This is a genomic window from Nostoc sp. CALU 1950 (assembly GCF_051172895.1).
Classification (GTDB): Bacteria; Cyanobacteriota; Cyanobacteriia; order Cyanobacteriales; family Nostocaceae; genus Nostoc; species Nostoc edaphicum_A.
Genome location: NZ_JBDNJQ010000047.1, coordinates 25,629 through 48,992, shown reverse-complemented (window position 1 = coordinate 48,992; position 23,364 = coordinate 25,629). Strand labels below are relative to the sequence as shown.

Genomic DNA, 23,364 nt, shown 5'->3' with positions numbered 1-23,364 from the left:
ATTAGATCCCCGACTTCTTCGAGAAGTCGGGGATCTGGACATCGCGCATTTTCACTTCGTTGGATTGATGAAACTATTGCTTACTTTGATGATGACACAGTGGGAAGAAAACTTTGCGATTTACTGAAATTCTTATTATTCAAAATGGGTTCGCAACAATTAATCAGTGGTTGATTAGCTATTGCTTCTAAGCCAACTGAATGAAGCAAAGTTGTCCAGTTTGCTAGTAAAGTCTCATTTTGGGGATTTTTATAGCGTAATTCTGCCAAACTCACGATAGCATCATACCAAACACCATTTGCGGTATAAAGCGTCGCCTTTTGTTGGGGGGTTGCTTGTTTGAGCTGTTCTGTTAATGTTGAATTTTGGTTAACTCTTTGCACCCAACCATCTGCATAATCCAGTTTAGTAGGTTGTTTTTGGTCGCATTGAACCCGTACTTTAAAAAACCAGTGATACATTTTTCCTACCTGCAATGAGCCTTGATTTGGGGGAAAATGAACGCTAATAATTCCTGGTGATTTTGGTGGTGTCAAATAAGTTCGATATAAAGTTTGGCTTTTGTTATTAGTTTCCTCTTGCAAAACAAACTCTATGTTGGCTATAGATGATGTATTATAGGGAACAAAAAATAAGAAAGAAGGATGTTCCGCGCTTGTTAAACCCCAAACTTGAGTGATGGAAACATCCGCTTCCTTACCTTGTTTAAGAGTTTGTTGATAGGTCGGTACTAAGGCTGTTACCGTTTGATTAGCTACGTCACATCCACGGCTTGCAGCCCCACCTCTAGAACCGGCTGCACTTCGGTCTGGTGGTGGCGGTGGTGGGATAAATTTGACTGAGGACAGATGATTATTAACTGGTAATGCCTGGAGTTGTATAGGGTAGGATATATTACTAGTGAATGCTATCACCAAGGCTATGGTTAATTGAGGGTTTTTCATAATTCGTTGTTAAGCAAAAAGATATTTTTATGATTGTTTGATAGATTTTATAAGAAGAATTCAGAACTCAGGAATCAGAAAACAGGTATAAATTCTGTACGAGTAGGTGACGAATATTGGTTAAAAGCGAGTGTTTAGTGGGCGAAAAAAATTAAAATATTCTCACCTTAAAACTCTATCTCTTTATGGGTAGAGTATTCTGAATTCTGAATTCTGTATTCTGACTCCTGTTTTATAACAGCTAAGAAGATAACAGCACTACCTCCTAAAGCGATCGCCGCAGGTACAAAGGGAAGCCAATAACTGTATAGTATTAATAATATCAGGCAAGAACTGTATAAACTCAGGAATGCCACCCCCATTGCCAAGGCTAAATAAGCGAGTTGTCGCAGATAAGCTGCAAGCAAACCTCCCGTAATCGCCCAACCCCAAAGCCAAATCACTTCACCCCATACATCCCAAGTCGATAAAAGAGGCCGCCCATCTAAAGCCGCACTCAATAACTGACTTACCATCTGTGCTTGTAAAAAAACTCCTGCTATTTCCTGTGGTTTGCCTTGAGAGGAAGCGTAGGGAGTGAATGAATAATCACGAAAACTTTCGGCTGTTGTACCAATTAAAACTATCCGGTCTTTGACTGCATCGGCTTTGAGTTTACCAGCCAATGCTTCTTGTAGGGTAATACGAGGTGCGATCGCTTCTAAGTTCACAAAAGAGCGATAATTGAGTAAAATTTGGTGTCCCAATGCGTCAATACCTTGGTAGCCTCCGGTATGAGCCTCAATTGGTTTTAAGGTCAGCTTACCTAATTGCCACGCACCATCAGGGCTAAATTGTAACTGAATTCCTTCTGCATATAAATAACGTAATGTCAACTGCACATTTAAGGCATAAGGTGCAGTACAGGGAGATGAGGGAGGGGGAGTTAACGCCAACAGATGCCGCCGCACCACATTATCAGCATCGATGACGATATCACTAAAGCCGAGAGCGTCGGGAGAAATTTCTGGTGGTGGTTTGATGCCTGGTTTGCTAGTTTGGGGGTTACTAACTTGACATACTGCCACAAAGCGATCGCTATTTCTCATTCTTGCTGCCAACTTTGGATAAGCTGGCTGTACAGCATAATCTCGGTATATATCCAAACCAATCACCCGTGGTTGATATGCCTCTAATTTTGCCAATAACTTATCTAGAGCCTCATCTGATAAAGACCCTCGTCGATTGGGAGATTGGGATTGTACATCTTCTTCAGTAACTGTAATTACCAGTATGCGAGAATCTGGTTTTTCCTGGGGACGCAGACGCAGCAGATGGTCAAACGCCATTAACTCCCATGATTGCAGTAAACCAAAATACCGTAATCCCATTAACAATGGTGTGATAACTATGCAAGCAAGCATAACCGCAGACAAAGCTTGTCGTAGGTTGATACCTCCCCTAATTGGGGTTTTGGGTATGGATGTTATCTGCTGACTATTCTGGTTGACGTGCAATTCTCGCCACAGCAGAGGTATGGTTGCCGGATTTTGATAAATTACAGGCAACCAAGTAGCACAGGGAAATTGAGTTTCTAGTCCTTGCAACCGTTCCCGCGCTTCTCTGACTGCGATATATAAAGATTTACCACAAGCAAAAGCTTCTAAAAAATACTTCAGGAATTCTTGCGCCACCCTATCAGGAACAGGTTCTCGCATGACAATGATTTCGGGTATATGCAAATCTGCAAACTCCCGCGCCAAACCCAAACCATCACAGGAGTTAAAAATTGCCAAATGTAAACCTCGTTCTACTGCTTTTCGCAAGCCATACTTTAATTGACTAATTGTCAAGCTTTCTGTTTGATTAATATAAATTTTCCCTTCATTACCGCTTCCATCAGTAGCACTATGTCCGGCGAAAAACAAAATTTGCCAGTCTTGTTCCCATAGCTGGTCAGTGAGGTCTTTACCTGATGGCTCAACTAGAAAGGTAGTATTGGCATGAGGTAATTCTTTCAAAAGCTGACTGTCTGTTTGGATATCAATTCCTTGACTATTACCCAAAATTGCTAAAACTTTTACCTGCGATTGAGGGGGTGAGTTGCGGCTAACTTGTTCATAACTAGGCGCACTCAAAGCGATTTCGGCTTTGGGATAACGTTCTAATAAATCCCACAAATGCCAAGGAAGTTTTTGCAATCTCAAGTCATTAGTTTGGAGGAGTACGCGGATATGGTCTTCCGGTAGAAGTTTTTCCAGCCATTTTTCGCGGATAGTCCGAAAAGTAGTGGATGATAGCCAGCTATTTAAGTGAAATCTCAAAGTATCCGCCGCTTTTTCGCAATCTTCCAAAGAAGGAGTTTGTGTTGATTGCTTAGGAATACCAATAGGGCGACCAGTAAATTTGAGTTTACAGTAAATAGACTGCCATTGATGGTAGCAAAGGACAATTTCTGGGTCTGGTGGTAGTTCGCCACTAATTTCTACAATTGGTCGGACATTTTCATCACCAATTTGCAGTGTTACAGGAAATCCTGCCTCAAAACTGCCTGTGCCTAACTTTAAAACTACTAACTTCCCCAATGTCAGTACTCCAGATATGGCGACGTAATTTACTTTAGTACAAGATGTTACGCTACCTATATACGACTGTTATCAGGGTCTATGCAGTGAATGAGCCGTCAACAAGCTTCTAACCACGACTGCAAATCAGCCACACTGGTAAAATCTAACAGTGCTTCACTCAAATCTTCAAGAATAGGCAAAGATAAACCAGAAATTACAGAGCGCATTTCTGGGGAAATTTCTCCAAATCGCTTCGTTAGCAGTCGCACAATTAAATTGACTGTTGCTTCTTCACGTCCTTCTTCGCGCCCTTCTTCCTTAATTTCTCGGTAAACTCGCGTTTCCTTGAGAGTTATCCCCAGCATTGTTTCCACCTCTGTTCTACTTAATTCTTCAAACTTGTACACCATGATTGTGGTGATTATCTATATTATGGCGCGACTAGTTGGGGATGATACTTCCTGACCAGTTCTAGTTAACAAATACCTTGCTGCTTCTGGTGCTTCTTCTTCCTGTACTGTAGTTAATACCATCAGTGCTACCCAAACAGGTAAGGTACGAATATCGCCCAATTCATCCAAATAAACTCGATGTAATTGTCCGCCATTCAGGAATGAGCGATGGGGATTAATATCACTTTGCTCGATACTACGAGACGGGTAAATTATCACTGCTTGCCAATCGCTAAATCTGTCACGGTTGCGATAAAAATAGAGTGAGGACTCTGCCAATACCCGTTCATATAGCCTTTCATCTTTTTGAAATTGAACTTCGCAGAAATACACAACTCCTGCACCTGCATTTTCCGGTGGAAGAAATACACCGTCAATTTCAAATTTGGGTTCTTTGACTGCTACTGAATCAAATCGATAGGCATCTGCATTTGTTGGCGGATTTGTCAATAATTCAAATAAAAGAGTGGGATATTGTTGAAATAGTTTGTAAAAAATCGAGTCTCGCCGCATGAAAAATTCCCATTTTACTTAGAAACAACTACCACTAGAGACAGACAAACCACGAGGGTTAATATTTGGGACTTCAGCTACTAGAGATACATTACCGTTTTTATCGATAATCCAGCCTTGCGCCTCGACTATTTTAGGTGGGGGAGATGGCAGACTTTCATTAATCACATTACTATTTTGATCAGTATTTATTGCATCTAATGTTATCCATCGTGCTGTAGATACTTCACCTTGAAATGGTTCTATTGGACTGCGGGCAATTCCTCCCCGTCCTGTTACGGTGAAGGAACTACGTCTAGCGGAACTACCGGGGTTACAACTAGAGACAATTTGTTGTGACGCATCCGTTAAATTGTCAGGTAATTGTACCAAACCGCGACTAGGGTCTACATCAGGTGTATTAACTGTGACTGTACCTGTTAAGCCAAACTGAGAACTAGCATCAATGTCGTTGGTATTATTAGGCGGAGTTGATAAGCGTTGTTCCAAATTAAAAATACTACGGGCATTGATGTTAATATTGCCACCTTTCCCTTGAAAAGCATTAGCTACAATATCATTATTTTGATTGGCGGTGGCGACGATAAAACCATCCGGTGCATCAATGTCGATGTTACCACCGTTGGCATTATTAAAAGCTTGAGCAGAAATGAGACTTTGATTTTGCAACACCAACAGTTTTAAATCTTCCAGTCTGATATTTGCACCTGCACCTGCATTGGTTTCTGCTGTGAGTTTACCTTGGTTGAGCCGAATGGTGTTAGCCCTAGCTGTTAAGTTACCTGCTTCACCAGTCCCTATGGCACTAACAGTAACTTCTCCTCCATCACGGACATTAAAAATAGGTGTATTGATAACTAAATTTCCGGCTTTACCACTGCCTTGGGCTTGAGAGAATAAGGTACTGGGAATAGTCTCGCCGCCAATGGTTCCTGTTCCCATCACATCTACAGATTCGGTCGCATTGACAGTCAAAGTTCCAGCATTACCTTCAGCGAAAGAACCTGATTTAACTTCTCCACCATCACGAATGATTAATCGTCCAACATTAATAGCCGATGTATTTTCTTGACCAGAACCAAAGTTATTGGCTGAAATTCTTGCCCCCTGTTCAACAATTAATGTTTCAGTTGTGACGCTTAAACTGCCTACATTGCCCATTGCCCCAGGTTGAGCAGAAACAAAAATTCCACTGCGTTTATTATCTAAAGTAGCAGCTGTTGCAGAAGGAGAATATCCGCTGAGAAGAATTGAATCAGTTGCAGTGATATTTAAATCACCACCATTACCAGCTTTTCGCGCTGCTGTAACAATTTGCGCTCCGTCTCTAACAGTAAGTATTTTTGTCTCAATAGTTAAAGTACCAGCATCTCCTGGGTTTTCTAGACGGTCAGTTCCTACTTGAGCAAAAATTCCGCTCCGAATTCCATCTCTATTTTCACTAATATCTATCGTATCTGTGGCTTTAACAAAAATATTACCTGCTTGACCAATCCCAAAAGTTGAACTGTCTATTCTTGCCCCATCTTCGATAAATAAACTCTTAGTTTCTATGAATAAATCACCACTTTTGCCTCTCACACTGTTACAGTCTGAGGATATAACACATACTTGAGAACCGATAAAAGTGGGAAAATTATCATCTGCTGTGCCTACCATTTGTATAGATTCAGTCGCTTTGATCACAATATCACCAGCTTTTCCCTGACTTTCAGTAAATGTTGCTATATTGGAACCGCCACTTAATGCTAAAGATTTAGTTGCATTGACAATGAGATTTTTGCCTGTTTCTGAACCGAAAGTAAAGGAAATAATCAGTGAATTATCTGCAATATTAATATTTTTGCCTTGTACTTGAATAGCACCACCACCATCACCACTGGTATTGATAATTGCTCCTTGCGAAAACTGAATATCACCAAAGCTTTGAGAAGATAAATATTCTAAACTGTAACCTTGTGCTATTTCTTTAAAGCTAACAAAACTGTTAGCCCCAACGCTACCTAACTCTATTCTGCCGTCAATAGCTGTTAAGCTACCTCCAGGAAAAAAAATATCACCACCTACTAAGGCTAATGTTTTGCCATTAGGAACTTTTAATCCAATAGGCAAACCAAGGGTGTAACGATCTTCATCAAAATTTGCTTGTGCTTGGTTAACAATATCTCCTGGAATAGCACCAAATTGAAGACCAATTGGCACACTTATTGTTAATAATGGTGTTACCCCAGAATCAACAGCACTAAATTCTGTGTGATCAAGAAACTTCAAGCTATTTGCTGTAGTAGCAATAAAGGAACCACCAATGTCCAGACTAGCATTTTGTCCAAAAGTAATACCTGTAGGATTAATAATAAATAAATTAGCAGCACCGTTGGCTTTAATAATCCCATCTATATTTGAGGGTAACCCACCTGTCACTCGTGTAATGATGTTTCTGACTTCTGCATTGTTATTAAACAGTACTGTGTCTCCAGTCTTATCTGGTGTCAGCAGAGAAAAAGAAAAATCCTTGAAGCTATGAAAAAGATTCTGCCCCATAACTGTGCCTCCTTCTATGACTCTAGTATTACCTTGGGATACTACTTCAGAGTTAACTGGAAGGGTTGTATCTGGAACAATGTCTGCTAGTATTCGGTTAGAAAGTAACAGCAAAATTATGATACTATTGCCAAAACTCCATAATCCAGATTTGTAATTCTTCATACAGTTTTTTAGTGATTTTGAAAAAGAAACAGAATGAAATAATTTGATTTTTTAACTATTAATACTGATTATATCATGTTCGTTTAATCACTTATAATTAAAGTAGGTTGGGTAGAGGAATGTATTGCTAAAGCATCAAGTTATGACGAGTATGACTCCGCTAACACGTAGTTTGCCGCAGGCATAACCCAATATATTCACGAATTTGTTGGGTTTCACTTTGTTCAACCCAACCTACAAAAATATATTTTGTTACAAGTATTCATGGGAACTTGATATCAAGTCTTTTATGGAATAAATTGTTTCATATTTATAAACATAAAGACGTATAGCCACACGTCTTTAAATAAAAATCAAACACTTTATTTTTATTGCTTAATTAAATGAGATAGTTATAGCGGTTCCGACCTAATGAGGTAAGTTTTCAAAGCTAATCATTTTGGCAAACTCCTAAGAAAAACATTCAGTAGGTGGATCTCAGTTGCTTAGGAAACGCTATACAAACAATATTAATTAAGTTGATGTTTTTGCCGCTTTAGTCCAAAGAAAGCACTTAGAACTCCGACACTTAGTAAGCCTGTTGCAAAGCTGGGTTCGGGAACCTGTGTGACCGAATCAGATGCAGGGATGAAGTTAAATCCATTGCTGTCATTGGCTAACTCAGAATTCAACCCACTAAGATTTCTGGGAAAGATCACAATTCCATCAGAATTAAGAAAATTAGCTAAATTTTCGAGGTTGAAAACAGATAAAGAATTGGGATCAGTGAAAGGAGAGTAAAACTCAAAGTTAATAAAATTTTCACCACTGGCATCTTCTAATCTAGCCTCATATTTAACGGCTTGATTCACAAATTCTCCTCCAAATGTACTAAAATTACTTGGTTGGTTATTCAGGATTCTTAATTCCTCTGGGTCTTCGATGACAGAGCTTTTAAGTAATCCTGTGGTAAAAAATATGTCGCGAGGAAAAGCTGAATTTTCACCAACTTGATATAACCCGTTTATTATCGCATTCGGAAATATGCCGATATTTAAATCTGGGTCAATATCCTCTATAGAAGTATCTATTGTAAAGGAAAATAAATCTTCTGGTTCTTCATTGATGGCAGGACTCGATGCTTGACCAAATCCTGCCTGAGCAGACTCTGAAAAGATGTTAAATGCTATTGTTAAAATGCTGGCGGCAATAATAGCTTTCAAACTTTTGTTCAGTTCCATGAAATCTCCTCCTTAATTACTTAGTAATTTCACATTTATTTTTTTATTTTACTGATTATCTAAGCATAATTAGCCGTATTTATACTAGATTCAATTTATTACTTCATGAAAAAAACATATTTGCTTCAAATTAAGGTGTGTAAATTAACTTTGTTACCAGTCTGCAATTAACCGAGCTTTTCTGAGCAGGAATTTCAGGACTGTTTCTGATCGCGAAATAATATCAACTCTTCCCTGCATTCCCGGTTGAATAGTACACTGATGGTTGCTCTTACCTAAGAACAAGCTTTCTGGGAGTATTGTTACCTCATAGAAAGAAGTGCTACTACTCTGCATGGAATTAGAAGCATTACCTACTGTGGACACAAGCTGATTCCCTTGAGATTTGATAGTATCTTCAGAAATTTGGCTGACAACACCCTTAAGAGTTCCGTAGTCAGGATAGGGACAGGCAGAAACCCGCATCTGTACTTTTTGACCTTTTGCCAACTTACTAACATCATCAGGGGAGACGGCGGCTTTGATGACTAAGGGAGCATTGCTAGGGACAATTTGAGCAATTTCCTCACCCAGACGCACCGATTGACCGGGGTTTCGGAGGTTTAGTTGAGAGAGAATCCCGTCTTCGGTGACTGTAATCTTAGTTTGGCTAAGGTTGCTTTCTACTTGTTGTAGTTCCCTGGTGTCACGCTGGATCTGATTTTTCATTTGAATCCTCTGCTGGAACAAAGCTTCCCATTCTCGGTTGAGGGTGGCGAGAGTGGCTTGACCGCTAGCACTTTCTTGGGCAATAGTCTCTTTAGCGATCGCAACTTCAGCATTACTAGGATTGAGAGCAGCTTGAGCGCGTTGCAATTTTGCCCGCACTGCTACTACAGCTTGTTCTTGCTGGGCAATAATTTGCTGTTGCGCTTCAACATTAGCCCGTCGCACCTCAACCGCTTGTTTTTGTTGGACGACATCTAACTGCACTTCTTCTAATTGATTCAAAGATAAAGCTCCCGCTTGAACTACCTTTTGATAGCGATCGCGTTTAGCTTGAGCGGCACTCATCGCCGCCTCGTTTGACTGGAGATTTGCACGCGATGAACGCAGTTCTACCTGTGCTTGAAACCATTCATTTTGCGCTCTTTTTAAGTTCGCCTCGGCTTCTTCTACTTCTGCTTTGGTAATAATTTGCTGATCTCGATAATTGCGTTGGGAGCGATTGAATGCAGCTTGAGCCGAAATAACCGCACGATTTTTGCGCTCAGTTTCCGCTTGAATTTGACGGTTCAAAGCTTGAATTTGGGCATCAATTTGCAACAGTTGTAGTTGTGTCTGCTGGATGTTGCTTTGCAGTTGGCTTTTTTGAGTTTGCAGGCGGGAATCATCGATAGTGGCTAGCACATCTCCCTTTTTCACTACCTGATTTTCTTTAAAAAATATGTTTGTTACCTGACCTTCTGTAGCTGCTTGCACGAGCCGCAATTCTCCTGTGGGTCGGATACTTGCCTGCCCTTTAACTGTTACTTTATATTCGATCATAGAAGATAGTGCGATCGCTCCGCCAACAGCACCGACGAGTACCAGACCGCCTAATCTCGCCCAATTACCAATCGGTGGGAGAAATTCATTGCTTTCAACTAGGGGCAGAGAGTCGGCGTTAATATGGTTAAGCATGACAGTTTTCTGGGTAGAGATTAGCGAATGCTAGTTGGGGAACTTCCATTCAGATGAAAGTTGGCAAGATTTTTGCCGAAACCATTGACTCTCGATAAATCAACCCCGTCGAGAAAATCTAAATGCTCACCAGCTTGATGACACAGAACCTCTGGAGAACCTTGAATTTTAAGTTGTCCTTTTTCCAGCATGACAATCCAATCAGCTTGCTGGATGACTCTGGGGCGGTGGCTGATTAAAATAGTGGTTTGACCTTGGCGGTGAGTTAGCAACTGGTTTAACACTTCGGCTTCACTAACTGGGTCGAGTGCGCCAGTAGATTCATCTAAAATCAGCACTGGCGGGTTATTAACTATGGCTCTGGCAATAGCTAATCTCTGCCGTTGTCCACCAGAGAGATTCGCACCAAATTCTCCTAAGACAGTTTGATATTTGTCGGGGAGGTTGCTGATAAACTCATCAGCCCCAGCAATCTGGCAAGCTTGCACAACCTGCTCAAAGGTAATGTCAGGTGAACCTAAACGGAAATTTTCCATAATCGACCGACTCCAAAAGTGCGCGTCTTGAGGAACTAGAACCACTTGTTGGCGGAAGCAATCTAGAGAAAGGTCTTCTAGGTTGTAAATGCCAAAGCGAATATTGCCAGACTGGAGTTGATATAAACCTGCAATCAATTTAGCCAGAGTGCTTTTACCGCAGCCAGATTTACCGATTAGGGCAATTACTTGGCCACCAGGAATAGTTAGAGAGAAATCTTGCAACAGTTCAACTCTGCCTGCATGATGAAAGTTGAGGTTGGTACAAGTGATATCTGCGTTGCTTTGAATTTTTGCCCAAGGCTTTTGGCTATTATCTAGAGTTTCTGGGGTAGCGTCAATGACTTCGGTGAGGCGTTGGGTAGCAGTTTTGGTACGAGTGAATTCATCAACAAAGCTGATAGTGGTTTCAATAAAGCTAGTAAAGTTACCATTCATGCTATTGAATGCCAGAAGCATCCCAATAGATAATTCCTGACTAATCACTAGAGTACTACCAAACCAGAGTAAAGCGATGCTACCGATGCTGGATACTAAGTTTGAGAAAATGCCGTTGACAATACCAATTTGAATAGTACGGAAGCTAAGGTTAGCAAGGCGACTAAATCGACTCTGAAATTCTTCCCAGAATTGCGGAGCGGCGGCAGTAGTTTTCAGGGTAATAGCACCTTTGAAAGTTTCTACCAAAACACCTTGATTTTCGGCTGATAAGACCAAAACGCTGCGAATTTTTTGCTGGAGGGTGGGTAAGAAAATTACTGTTGAGAGAGTCATTAAAAGAGCGATCGCACCAGCTAATACTGTGAGTTTTATGCTGTAAAACAGCATCAAGCTTAAGGAAACTAAGGCAATAAACAGTTGGCTGGGCAGACTGACAACGGCTTGAGAAATTAACTGGTTAATTTGTTGAATATCTTCTAGGCGACTGACAATTTCGCCACTACGACGGGATTCATAGTAACTTAAAGGTAAGCGAAGAATTTGTCGTCCGAATTCAAAAATTAGTCCTAGTTGCAGACGTTGTGCAAAGTGAGCGACAAGATTTGATTGCGCTAACTTCAGGCTACTGCTAACTAGATGCATGACGATGACGGCAATGGCAACGCTAGTCAGAAGTTGGGTATCTCCACGAACTAGCACGTCATCGGTGAGAATTTGTAATAAGAAGGGAGAGGCGAGGGAAAGCAAACCTAAAACCGAGTTGAGTAATAAAGTTTGAGCAAGAATGGCACGATAAGGCCAAACACGCCGTAGAAAGCCTCCAAAACCACCAATTTTCTCTTGTTCATCTTCTTGACTAAAAAAGCGGACTGAATCTGGTTCTAGCAGCAGCATGACCCCGTTTGTCCATCCTTCTAGAAGCAACTTTTTTTCTAGATAACGGATACCTGCACCAGGATCAGCAACGACGTATTTATTGCCCTGCTTGCCGTACAAAACTACCCAATGATAACCTTTCCAGTGAATGATAGCTGGTAAAGGAATGTCTTTTTCGTTGAAAGTTTCTAGAGTTACTTTCACTGCCCTTGCGTTGAAACCAAGGGCTTCTGCTCCTTGTTTCAATCCTAAGAGGGTGCTTCCTTGCTGCCCAGTGCCTACAGCTTCCCGACAGCGACTAATGCTAAAGGTTTTGCCATAATGTTTAGCGATCGTAGCCAGACTTGCCGCACCACAATCTTCTTCACTATGTTGTTTAATAAACTGGTAGTTCATGAACTTCATCGAAAGTAATTGGAAACAAATGCAAATGGTCAAACAGGGCGATGATGAAAATTGATTGTGAGTTATCCATATTTGACAGGATTTCACTGTTGACGGTTTGTTTATTTATGCTTACTCCCAAAGCAGCACTGAAGGCAGTACATTTGGATAAGCTAATCGCAGCAATTCATAGCCAATTCCAGAGTTGCCTTGAAAGAAACTGGGACTAAAAACATGGTTAGGCAAATTAGGAAATAGTTGATAAGCACCCATTTGTTCTGCCCTTGCAACTACCGAAGCAGCTTGTTGTTGAGCAAGGGTGCGTAAACTTTCCCGCCCTAGTTTTTGTGCGCCTACCAACAACACTTCCATGCGACCAAAATTACCGCAGCAAAGATGGTCAACATTCTGTAAGCCATATTTCTGCGTTGTTTGCAACGCTATTTCTATATCCTGATGAATCTCTTCTGTCTCTAAGATTGACAAACCGCCCAATCTTGCCAAGCCAATTCCAGGTGCGCCGTGACACCAAGTCACCATACATACAGATCCTGGATTGCGAAAATCAGGCCAATTGGCAGATTTTTGAGAGAAGACGCGGCTTTCATAAATAATTCCCTCTTGAGCCGCCTTTAAATAAGCCCAGTCATCTGTGACTGCATACAGTTGTAATAAGGCGTAGGAAATGCCAGCCGCACCGTGAGAGAAACCCGTTAACGGCTGCTCTGCAAAATTTATCCAGGCTTTGGGTGAACCTCCAACACTGATCTGATGCTCTAGCAAATGTTGACCACAGGCTATTGCTTTCTCTAATACTGCCGAATCTGCTGTTTGGCGATAAAGTGCCAACAGTCCCAGAATCGCTCCCGCAGATCCAGCGAGGATATCAAACTTGGTATCGGCGGCGATGAGTTCGGGTGAGATCATCTGCGCTGCTCGTCGAGCATCTTCTAATAAGGATGGTTCTTTGAGAAATTGACTAATTCTCACTAAAGAATAGATAATTGAACCTAATCCTGTAGCTCCACCAATACCGAGAGAGCTAGCAAATCTTTGAGCTAACTGTGCATCTGTTATCTGCAAGAATTTCCTTATAGGCTGTAAAGCACCCAAGGTTAAATTGCGGAACTGATTATTACCCCTGACATAATCCAAAGCTGACAAAAATATCGCAATACCACAATTACCATTGAAGAGACTGGCATCCAAGGGTTGAAGCTGAAAGCGATCAGCATCAGAGAGATAGGCTAAACCAATCCAGTGAATGCTACCATCTGTGCCAGTAATCCCTCGTGCTTGAATTTCTTGGGCGATCTCTTGAGAGTGTTGGAGCAACTTTTCAGATGTTAAAGCATTAATTTGTGAAATCTGTGCCTCTTTGACTGTATTGGCTGGTTCAGTTCCCGGTGTCTGCGCCACTCTCGCATAAAAAGCTCCCTGAATAATGGCTATTTGCTGTGCTAAATCTACCTGATCTAGTTTTTGCAATCGAGAGACAACTTGATCGTAGCTGGGTGCTTGAAAGTATTTTTCAATGGGTTGCTCTAGTCCAACAGTTAAGGCATCGCTATCAGAACTAGCTGCAAAATAAGGAACATCTAACTGTTCCATTGCCCTCAATTCTGAATGCAAAATTGACCAAGCATTTGGCTTATCCTGAGCTATGAGAAACGCTCGACTGAGGATATCCAGTTCAATACTCCGGTTAATGCCACTTTGAAGGAATTCTGGAGCAAGAGTCTTTTGCAAAATTACCCCGTATACTTGAGTGGCACGAAAAACAAACCGTATTCGTTGCGCTTGTAGCTTTGTTAAGGGGCTATCAGTTGCTAGTAATGCTTGACGTTGCTCTCCCAGAAAGAGATACATTTGCTGAAATCCTGTAACCAACTCCTCAAGGTAGTCATTAGGAGACAACGCCACTCCATTTAAAATCGGGACATTTTTCTGGATTGGCATCGTGACTGTCTTATACCCCAGGTGCATGTCATCTGTGTTTATAGACTTCCAATAGGACGCACGCTTAGGTGTTTGCTGAGGATCGATATTCCCCAAACCACTAATATCATAGGCAATACGATTGTCTTGACTAAAGTCCCAGCGAGGTAAAAGTCCTGTACGAAGAACTAAATCCCAAAGTTGTGGAATATTTGCAGTTTGTGCTTCCTTGGCTTCTGGAGAGATTTCCATGATTTTGGCTTCGTGGTGTAATAGAGTTTCCATATCTATCAGCACCAGATGTTCGCCACTGGCAATGAGATTTTCGTTATGGCAATCAGTCCCTTGTAGGACGTACAGCAGGCACAGCAGCATCCCTGCACGCTGATAAAAGCGTTGTGCTGCTGCCTCATCTTCACAAGGTAAGTGTTCCACATATTCAACCCAGCCATAACCCTGACGATTGAACACTTTTAGGACTTTTAAAGATAAAGGCATCTCGCGCTGATTGCACCATTCTAAAAACTGGTTATAGGCAACTTCTAAACCTAAATCTTTGGGTTTGTAGACGAGTTTTAATCCAGACTCAAAGGTGATGGCGATCGCAGTTCGTCCTCGATGATGAGGATCGGATAAAGCAGGTTTGATTTCTCTAACTTTTCCTAATTGGGTAAGAGCTGATTTTTCTTGATTAATCGGCTCACATGGGAATAATTGCTGAATTTCAGATAAATCTGCTTGTAAGCGTTGCAAAAATTCCACTGTCGCTTCCACCCAGAAATCAATCGCAGTGGCCACTAATTTGCCCAGGACTGGATATTTCTGGAAAAAAGTCATCAGTCCATCTTGCAAAAGATTTTGCACAAAGGCATTGTAATGGATCTTACTAGGAGAACCATTTGTCTGTTTTTCGAGTAAGTTGACAAAGCTATGTCCAAAGGGACGAAAACGAGAAAATTCCAATTCCAGGGTTTTGGAGCAAAGGTTCACCAGGTTTTGGAGCAAGTTGCGCTCTAGACTCAGGTAAGCTTCTTCGCAAAGCAGTTCTAAAGGTAAATAATCTGAAGATAAGACCGCAGATCCCAGACAAGTTAATAATTTTTGCCGCGCTACAGAAAGAGCAGGTAATAGAATATCTTCAAACAGCAGTGGCTCGCGCAGATCAATAGAAATTTTAGATTTATGGTCAAAAGTAAATTCTGAGGCGATTTTAATAATTTCTGTTAATGTTTGCGCCCAGGCGGGTAAAGATGAATTGTTTGCAATATTATGCTGTGTTTCTAAAACTGAACTTAATGTATTGATATCCAATCCATCCCACTGGAGGCGTTTGTGAAACTTGTCCCAGTTTCCTTGGGCAACGACTTGACACCAGCGATTTAGGTGTACACTGGCTTTTTGTTCATGTTTTTCATCTGTCTCAAAGTTGTACAATCTATTGCTGAGACATTCAGATAAAGAACGAGCTTGGGTAATAATTTTGTTTAGCTCGGGCTGATTTATTGTCATTTTATTAACCTAAATCCAGAGAAAGAGTTTAGAAGAATTTGTTTGTATAATTGGGAGTTTTTAGGATGAAGAAAAACCAGTCAGCAAGTATCACCAGTGAAGATAGTATGCAGACTGGCCTTAACTTTATGTTTGGTAGCAGGTAATTAGGGCTATATATCATTGATATTTCAAATGTTTAAGCCCTGGAAGACCTACCTGAACATCAATCCTGTTAGCCACCCTTCTTCCAAGTACAACACCGGCCTGGGTCTAATGTACCTACATGAGTCCAATGTGTCTGGAAGCAAATACCAAATATTCCCCCACCAGCAACTGCTTCCATTTGCTGATCAGATAACTCTTCGAGGACACCTTGAGTTTGCCGACGTTCTAGTTCAAATTGCAGTAGTTCGTCTTCGGTGAACTCATAGCCGTACTCAATAGCGATCACTATCATGCTTGATGGACTAGTAGCAAACTTGACCTTTTCTGTTAATATTTCATCCTTGGCAGCAGCTTGGAAAAATTCCACGACTTGTTGTTTAGACATCTATTTTTCTCCTACTTTTTTTATGATGTTTTTAGGAATAGACTTTTGGCTTCAGGTATTTACCTGTGCTTTTGTCTTCCTGCATGTTTCTACGATGGCTTTTTGTGTTTATGCATCTAGCAGGAAATTTTTTTTGCAAAATCTGGAAAATACCCGGAGTGCTGCGTATTACAATTAAGTAGAAATTCCTAAACTCTAAATTTTCTATACTCAAAAAATTTTTATGCAACCCCGACAGGGCATTATTGAAATCTTCTCAACCTTTGTACAGCTTGATGCAGATAGGTTCAGCGCTTGGGCAACAGATAGCAAACTACAGCGAAGTATCAAAAGATGCTTAGAACAATATCCGCAACAAAAATCTGATAATTTTTGGGTGCTTTATTGGTACAAAATCTGGCAAATAGAATCCAGCCCTCTAGCCGTGGGACATATTTCCGCTTATTTACAAGAGGTATGCTACTGGGTTGCTAGAAAAATAGCCGTAAACTTTATCAGTCAATTTTCTATTGCTGATTGTTTTCAGATTGCAATTCCCTGCATTTATAAAATTCTCAAAAATTTTAATCCGGAATACAGTACAAATTTAAAAACCTATGCAGAATATGCTTTTGAACGTTTCCTCAAAGATTCATTACGTCTAAGAAAGGAAGCAGATATATGTACAGATTGGGCGTTACTGCATAAAATTAGCCGGAAGCGGTTGGTAAATTCCTTAGAAAATGCTGGTCTTAATAGTCAAATTATCAATAATTACGTTTTAGCTTGGGAATGTTTTAAGGAACTCTACACCAGTAACAGCCAAACTATTCGTCAGTTGGGAAAACCGAATACTATTACATGGCAAGCTATTACTCAGCTTTACAATAGACAAACTTTGAGCCAACTGACTCCAGAAACTTTAGAAAAATGGCTGAGTACCTGCGCTAAAGCGGTACGAGACTTTCTTTATCCCAAGTTTGTGTCTGTAGATGCTCCTATTAATGGACAAGAATCAGGTAATTTGTTGGATATATTACCCGCAGATTTACCAGCATCCTTACTTACCGAAATCATCGCTGAAGAAGAATCCACAACTAGACAAACACAACAAGACCAATTAAACCAAGTTTTGATAGCTGCTTTAGCAGCATTAGATATTCAGGCTCAAAAATTAATCCAAGCTTATTATCAGCAAAAGCTAACTCAACAACAAATAGCTGAACAGCTAGAAATGAAGCAATATACAGTCTCTCGCCGCCTTACCAGCATCAAACGCTCATTACTCACTACCCTATCGCAGTGGAGTATCGATAGTTTGCATATCTCCCCTACACCCGTCGTACTGGATGCTATTAGTAAAAGTCTAGAAGAATGGCTTAACAATTACTATACCCACCCCCATCCCCACCTTTAAAGTAGAACCTCTTGAGATTATGTTTGATGCTTCCCTTGCTTTCGCTGTTGATAATGATTTGGTGCTAGAAATGATTCAGACATTGCCAAATATAGAATATAACTACTCTACCTCTGGTGGTTATCAGCGTGCTTGGCTCAATCAAATCTGTTTGAGTACATTTTTAGCTTGGTTGCAAGAGGAAATTACACCGAATGTTAGAGTGCATCCCAACACAGCAGCCTTACCGAGTTTTTGGGAAGTAGTCAATGGTACAGCTATGAGTTTTGATAACTCTCGTTTGGTTTTACTTCCTACCTTAGCGATGGATGTGGATGAGTTGCGTGTACCTCAAGAATGGGTGGATATTCCAGAATGGGTGGCGGATTATTACTTAGCAGTGCAGGTAAATCCTGATGAGGAGTGGATTAGAATTTTGGGCTATACAACTCATCAACAATTAAAAACTTTAGGGGTTTATGATGAGAGCGATCGCACTTACAGTTTAGAATCTGATCATTTAATTGCAGACTTGAATGTACTTTGGGTAACTCGCCAATTGTATCCGGAAGAAATCAGACGTGCGTCGATTCCTCCTCTACCACCTTTACCCCAAACCCAAGCAGCCAATTTACTCCAAAGATTAAGTAATGCAGATATCAAATTCCCCCGCTTAGAAATCCCTTTTTCTCTTTGGGGAGGATTAATCGCTCATGGCGGTTGGCGACAACGCTTGTATGAATTGCGCCAAGGAATTGTCCAACCAGCATCAATCGGGGAATGGCTGCAAGCAGGTGTATCAAATTTTGCTCAACAACTCGGCTGGGAACGACGACAATTTACAGCCTTACCTTCAGGGATGAGGAGTCTAGAAAACCAAGGGTCTATTCTCGGTTTATCTCGACAAATATTAGTAGCTGGTAATACTTATGAATTACGAGTTTTCCCTAGAAGTAACCCAGAAGAACAAATTTGGCGTTTTGAATTACGCAATACAAACCCAGAAGATATGATTCCTGTAGGGTTTCAACTTAGACTGCTGACGGAAGACTTACAACCATTTCCTAATAATGAAGATATAGCAGCAACGCCTGTGGAAGAATTGTATGTGGAGGTGATGTTAGAACCCGGTGAAGGGTTAGTTTGGGAAGTCACACCTTTACCAGCAGAATATGAGCGCGAAATTTTACGTTTTTAGTTGCAAGGGGCTTGTTCTGTGTGACTCCGTGGTTTAATTAACGACGGAGGCATGGAGACACAGAAAAAAGTGAAGAAGATTATTAATTTTTGTTTACTGCTTGTGTTAACTGTACTCTTATGTGTTGTGCTAAGTCCAGCGATCGCAAACATTTCGCAAACGAAGATAATTAATCAAGATTCACAATCACAAATTGTCGAAAGCCAAACATTATATGAAACTGGTAGATTTGCTGAGGCGGTGCAAGTTTTACAACAAGCAGTCCAAGCATATCAACAGCAGGGAGATACTTTAAAACAATCTGTAGCTTTGAGTAATCTATCTCTGGCTTATCAACAACTTGGTGATTGGCAACAAGCTCAAATTGCTATTACCAATAGTTTAGATTTACAAGGCTTTCAACCACAGGGTAGAACTAATAAAAATTTAGCGGTTTTAGCTCAAACTTTAGATATTCAAGGACGCTTACAACTCTTGACAGGTAAGCCAGAAGTAGCTCTGACTACTTGGGAAAAAACTGAAGATATTTACACCAAGCTGGGAGATAAAAACGGTATTGCCTTGGCACTAATTTATCAAGCTCAAGCATTAAGAAATCGAGGGTTTAATCAGCAAGCTATTAAAAGACTAGAAGAGGTAAATCAAACCTTAGGATCTCAAGGTGATTCTTTGGCAAAGGCAGCAGTTTTACTTTCCCTTGGTGATACATTAGAAAATGTAGGGGAATTAGAAAAATCTCGGCTGGCTTTAGAACAAAGTTTAGTAATTTATCAAAATTTAAAGTTACCAGAAAATATTGCTTCAAGTCTGCTTAGTTTAGGTAATCATGCTCGGAATCAACAAAAAATTCCCCAAGCGATCGCATTTTATCAACAAACATTTGATACATCAACTTCACCGCTCACAAAAATTCAAGCAAAACTCAATCATCTCAATTTACTAATTGAGGAAAAACAATTCACAGCAACACAAACCTTAATTCCAGAAATTCAATCTCTACTTGCACAACTTCCACCCTCACGCCCATCGATTTACGCCCGGATTAACTTTGCTCACAGTTTGTCTATTTTAAATACTCCCAAATCCCAAATTGCTCAACTCCTGGCTACAGCTGTACAACAAGCCCGGAGTTTGGATGATATCCGGGCCGAAGCCTATGCTTTAGGGAATTTGGGTAATTTGTATGAAAAAACCCAACAATTTGCTGAGGCTATTAACCTCACACAACAGGCTTTGATATTGGCGCAAACCAGCAACGCACCGGAAATTACTTATTTGTGGCAATGGCAAATTGGTAGATTATTAAAAGCCCAAGGTAATTTTACCGGAGCGATCGCAGCTTATGATGCAACTGTAGAAACATTAGAGTCACTGCGTACTGACTTAGTAGCAGTTAATCAGGATATACAGTTTAATTTCCGAGATAATGTAGAGCCAGTTTATCGTGAGTCGGTGGTTTTGCTGCTGCAAAATTCTGGAGAAAAACCCGACATTAAAACATTAGATAAAGCTAGAACACGCATAGAGGCGTTACAGTTAGCAGAATTAGATAACTTTTTTCGAGAAGCTTGTTTAGAAGGACAAAAGGTACTTTTAGATCAAGTAGTAGACAAAGAAAATCCCAACACTGCCATACTCTATCCAATTATTCTGCCAGAACAACTGCAAGTAATTGTTAAAATTCCTCAGCAACCACTGCGTCACTACACAATTAACAAATCTCAGGTTGAAGTTGAGCGTACCTTGGCAGAAATGCGGGAATATATTTTAGAACCCGATAGAACGGAAGAAGTACAAACCCTTTCCCAAGAAGTCTATAACTGGTTAATTAAACCTATTGAATCTGATTTAGCCACAAGTAAAGTTAATACTTTGGTATTCGTGCTAGATGGAGCCTTAAAAAATATACCCTTAGCTGCTCTTTACGACGGAGAGAAATATTTAGTAGAAAAATATGCTGTTGCTCTTAGTTTAGGGCTTCAGCTATTAGCACCCAGACCTCTAGCTCAAACACCATTGACAGTACTTGCTGCTGGTTTAGTGCAACCCCCGGCGGAGTTCCCAAAATTCTCACCCTTACCAGGAGTCAAGTTAGAGTTCGACCTCATTTCTCAAACCGGAGCATCTACCACAAAATTACTAGATAAAGATTTTACCACCAGCACTCTAGAAAAAAATGTAAATACTATTCCTTTTAATGTCTTACATTTGGCAACTCACGGACAATTTAGTTCTCGCCCGGAAGATACTTTCATTTTAGCCAATGATGGTTCTATCAATGTTTTACAGTTCGATAACTTACTCCGCAGTCAGAGTGACACTAGTAGCCAAATTTTAGAATTATTAGTTTTGAGTGCTTGTCAGACTGCCACCGGTGACAACCGTGCTACATTAGGTTTGGCAGGCGCAGCTATCAAAGCAGGCGCACGTAGTACAGTCGCTTCACTGTGGCATATCAATGATCAATCTACTGCTATCTTAATTGGTGAATTTTACAATGAATTAGTCAATAGTAAAGTGACTAAAGCAGAAGCCTTGCGTCGCGCTCAAGTAAAATTATTAACTAAGTATCCTAATTATAGTCGCCCTGGTTACTGGGCTGCCTATGTATTAGTGGGTAATTGGTTTTAAAGATAAAGGTATCAGCGTGTTTTCTAGAGGAGAGCAGGAGAGAAATTGAGTAATTTCTGGAACCTGCTCGATTCAGGGTTTGTAGTAAGCACTTAAGTGCTTAAAAATTCAGGACTAAAGTCCTTACTACAAACTTTATAAACCTTCAGAACTAATGGCACAGACCACTAGCTTTTTAGACTGTACAACTCAACTCGCCGGCTTTTTGGCTAAAGCGGTGATTTTCACGATAGTCTACGGGACAATCTATCACCGCAGGTACATCTTGAGCGAGGGCTTCTTTCAGAGTGGGAATCAAATCTAAAGCCGATTCAACTCGGTAGCCTTTTAAACCCATGCTTTCGGCAAATTTGACAAAATCAGGATTGCTAAAATGCACAAAAGCTGAGTTTCCTTTGCCAAATTGATTTTCTTGCTTCCACTCAATTAACCCATAGCCACCATCATTAAAAATGATGGTGACAAAGGGCGTACCGACACGCAAAGCTGTTTCTAATTCCTGAGAATTCATCATAAACCCGCCATCGCCTGTAACAGCAACGACTTTCCGGTTGGGATGAACAAGTTTTGCTGCTAAAGCCCCAGGAATGGCAATACCCATAGCCGCGAAGCCGTTGGAAATTATGCAAGTATTAGGACTATGGCAATGATAATGACGAGCCATCCACATTTTATGTGCGCCAACATCAGAGATGACAATATCATCTGGGCCCATCACTTGCCGTAAGTCATAAATTAACTTTTGCGGCTTAATTGGAAATCCATCATCATGGGCGTATTGTTCGTAATCAGCCCGAATATCTGACCTTAAACTGATGGCAAAGGGATCAGGTTTACCTTGTCTGTCTGCTAATTTTAAAATTTCATAGAGGGAATCTGAAATATCTCCCACAACTTCAGCATTGGGAATATAACTACTATCAATTTCCGCCGGACTTACCCCAATATGCACAATGGGAATTTCACCACTACGATTCCATTTTTTTGGGGAAAACTCAATCAAATCATAGCCGATCGCAATTACTAAATCTGTGTTATCAAAGCCACAGGTAATGAAGTCTCTTTGCTGTAATCCTACCGACCACAAAGCTAATTGATGTGTGTAGGGAATAATCCCTTTACCCATGAAGGTATTGGCAACAGGTATATTCAGCAAGGTGGCAAATTGTGTGACTGCATCACTTGCATGAGCGCGGATTGCCCCATTTCCTACTAAGATTAACGGGTTAACTGCTTGGGAAATTGCGGCGGCGGCTGCCCGAATGCTAGCAAAAGATGCATAGGTTTTTTCGCTATTATCCTTACGCAAAGGTTTGCCTTCGACGGGCATAGCAGCAATATTTTCTGGCAAATCGATGTGAACTGCACCAGGTTTTTCCGATTGCGATCGCTTAAATGCTTTCCGCACTACTTCTGGTGTAATACTCGGTCGCACAATCTGCTTATTCCACTTGGTAACAGGTGCAAACATTGCCACCAAATCTAAATATTGATGGGATTCAATATGCATTCTATCTGTTCCCACTTGACCGGTAATCGCCACTAAAGGCGCACCATCGAGGTTAGCATCTGCTACCCCAGTCATCAAGTTGGTTGCCCCAGGTCCAAGAGTAGAAAGACACACTCCGGCTTTTCCGGTTAAGCGTCCGTAGACATCGGCCATGAATGCTGCACCCTGTTCATGACGAGTCGTAATAAATTTAATGGAAGAATGTTTTAGCGCTTCCAAAACGTGCAGGTTTTCTTCGCCAGGGAGTCCAAAAATATATTGCACTCCTTCATTTTCTAGGCACTGCACCAATAATTCTGCTGTATTCATTTTATTTCCAAACTATTTATTTAGTCATTTGTCCTTTGTCATTTGTCCTTTGTCATTAGTCATCTGTCATTTTTTTGGCTAA

General features: G+C 40.8%; 12 protein-coding genes and 1 pseudogene. 3 read left to right on the top strand and 10 right to left on the bottom strand.

Annotated features, from left to right (window positions below; translation table 11 throughout):
• Positions 1-80: 80 nt before the first annotated feature.
• From ABF638_RS14970 to ABF638_RS14930, 9 genes and pseudogenes are all read right to left on the bottom strand, one after another.
• On the bottom strand, positions 81-944 hold the full coding sequence (locus ABF638_RS14970) for a DUF928 domain-containing protein (protein WP_435023490.1): 864 nt from the start codon (positions 942-944) through the stop codon (positions 81-83).
• Between the two features lie 167 nt (positions 945-1,111).
• Entirely contained in the window at positions 1,112-3,508 is a 2,397-nt protein-coding gene (locus ABF638_RS14965) for a CHASE2 domain-containing protein (protein ID WP_435023489.1), read from the bottom strand.
• Between the two features lie 98 nt (positions 3,509-3,606).
• Positions 3,607-4,455, bottom strand: a pseudogene (locus tag ABF638_RS14960) (Rpn family recombination-promoting nuclease/putative transposase).
• Between the two features lie 18 nt (positions 4,456-4,473).
• Positions 4,474-7,161, bottom strand: coding sequence for a filamentous hemagglutinin N-terminal domain-containing protein (locus ABF638_RS14955; protein WP_435023487.1), 2,688 nt, complete (start codon positions 7,159-7,161; stop codon positions 4,474-4,476).
• Positions 7,162-7,670: 509 nt separating this feature from the next.
• Positions 7,671-8,381: a hypothetical protein gene (locus ABF638_RS14950; protein ID WP_435023486.1), complete on the bottom strand. Its 711-nt coding sequence runs from the start codon at positions 8,379-8,381 to the stop codon at positions 7,671-7,673.
• Positions 8,382-8,534: 153 nt separating this feature from the next.
• Positions 8,535-10,043, bottom strand: coding sequence for an HlyD family secretion protein (locus tag ABF638_RS14945; RefSeq protein WP_435023484.1), 1,509 nt, complete (start codon positions 10,041-10,043; stop codon positions 8,535-8,537).
• Between the two features lie 20 nt (positions 10,044-10,063).
• Positions 10,064-12,292, bottom strand: coding sequence for a peptidase domain-containing ABC transporter (locus tag ABF638_RS14940; protein WP_435023482.1), 2,229 nt, complete (start codon positions 12,290-12,292; stop codon positions 10,064-10,066).
• Between the two features lie 120 nt (positions 12,293-12,412).
• Positions 12,413-15,727, bottom strand: coding sequence for a type 2 lanthipeptide synthetase LanM family protein (locus ABF638_RS14935; RefSeq protein ID WP_435023480.1), 3,315 nt, complete (start codon positions 15,725-15,727; stop codon positions 12,413-12,415).
• A 214-nt stretch (positions 15,728-15,941) separates the two neighbouring features.
• On the bottom strand, positions 15,942-16,259 hold the full coding sequence (locus ABF638_RS14930) for a Nif11-like leader peptide family RiPP precursor (protein ID WP_435023478.1): 318 nt from the start codon (positions 16,257-16,259) through the stop codon (positions 15,942-15,944).
• 223 nt (positions 16,260-16,482) lie between these two features.
• On the opposite strand from ABF638_RS14930, the gene ABF638_RS14925 reads away from it, so the two are divergent.
• The 3 genes from ABF638_RS14925 to ABF638_RS14915 are packed head-to-tail and all read left to right on the top strand — an operon-like array spanning position 16,483 to position 21,463.
• Positions 16,483-17,655: a sigma-70 family RNA polymerase sigma factor gene (locus tag ABF638_RS14925; protein WP_435023476.1), complete on the top strand. Its 1,173-nt coding sequence runs from the start codon at positions 16,483-16,485 to the stop codon at positions 17,653-17,655.
• 19 nt (positions 17,656-17,674) lie between these two features.
• A complete protein-coding gene (locus tag ABF638_RS14920; RefSeq protein ID WP_435023475.1) occupies positions 17,675-18,832 on the top strand; it encodes a DUF1822 family protein in 1,158 nt (385 codons plus the stop codon).
• Positions 18,833-18,883: 51 nt separating this feature from the next.
• Positions 18,884-21,463, top strand: a complete 2,580-nt coding sequence (locus ABF638_RS14915) for a CHAT domain-containing protein (protein WP_435023473.1) — start codon at positions 18,884-18,886, stop codon at positions 21,461-21,463.
• 175 nt (positions 21,464-21,638) lie between these two features.
• On the opposite strand, the gene ABF638_RS14910 is transcribed toward ABF638_RS14915, so the two are convergent.
• Positions 21,639-23,282, bottom strand: coding sequence for an acetolactate synthase large subunit (locus ABF638_RS14910; RefSeq protein ID WP_435023472.1), 1,644 nt, complete (start codon positions 23,280-23,282; stop codon positions 21,639-21,641).
• Positions 23,283-23,364: the final 82 nt, after the last annotated feature.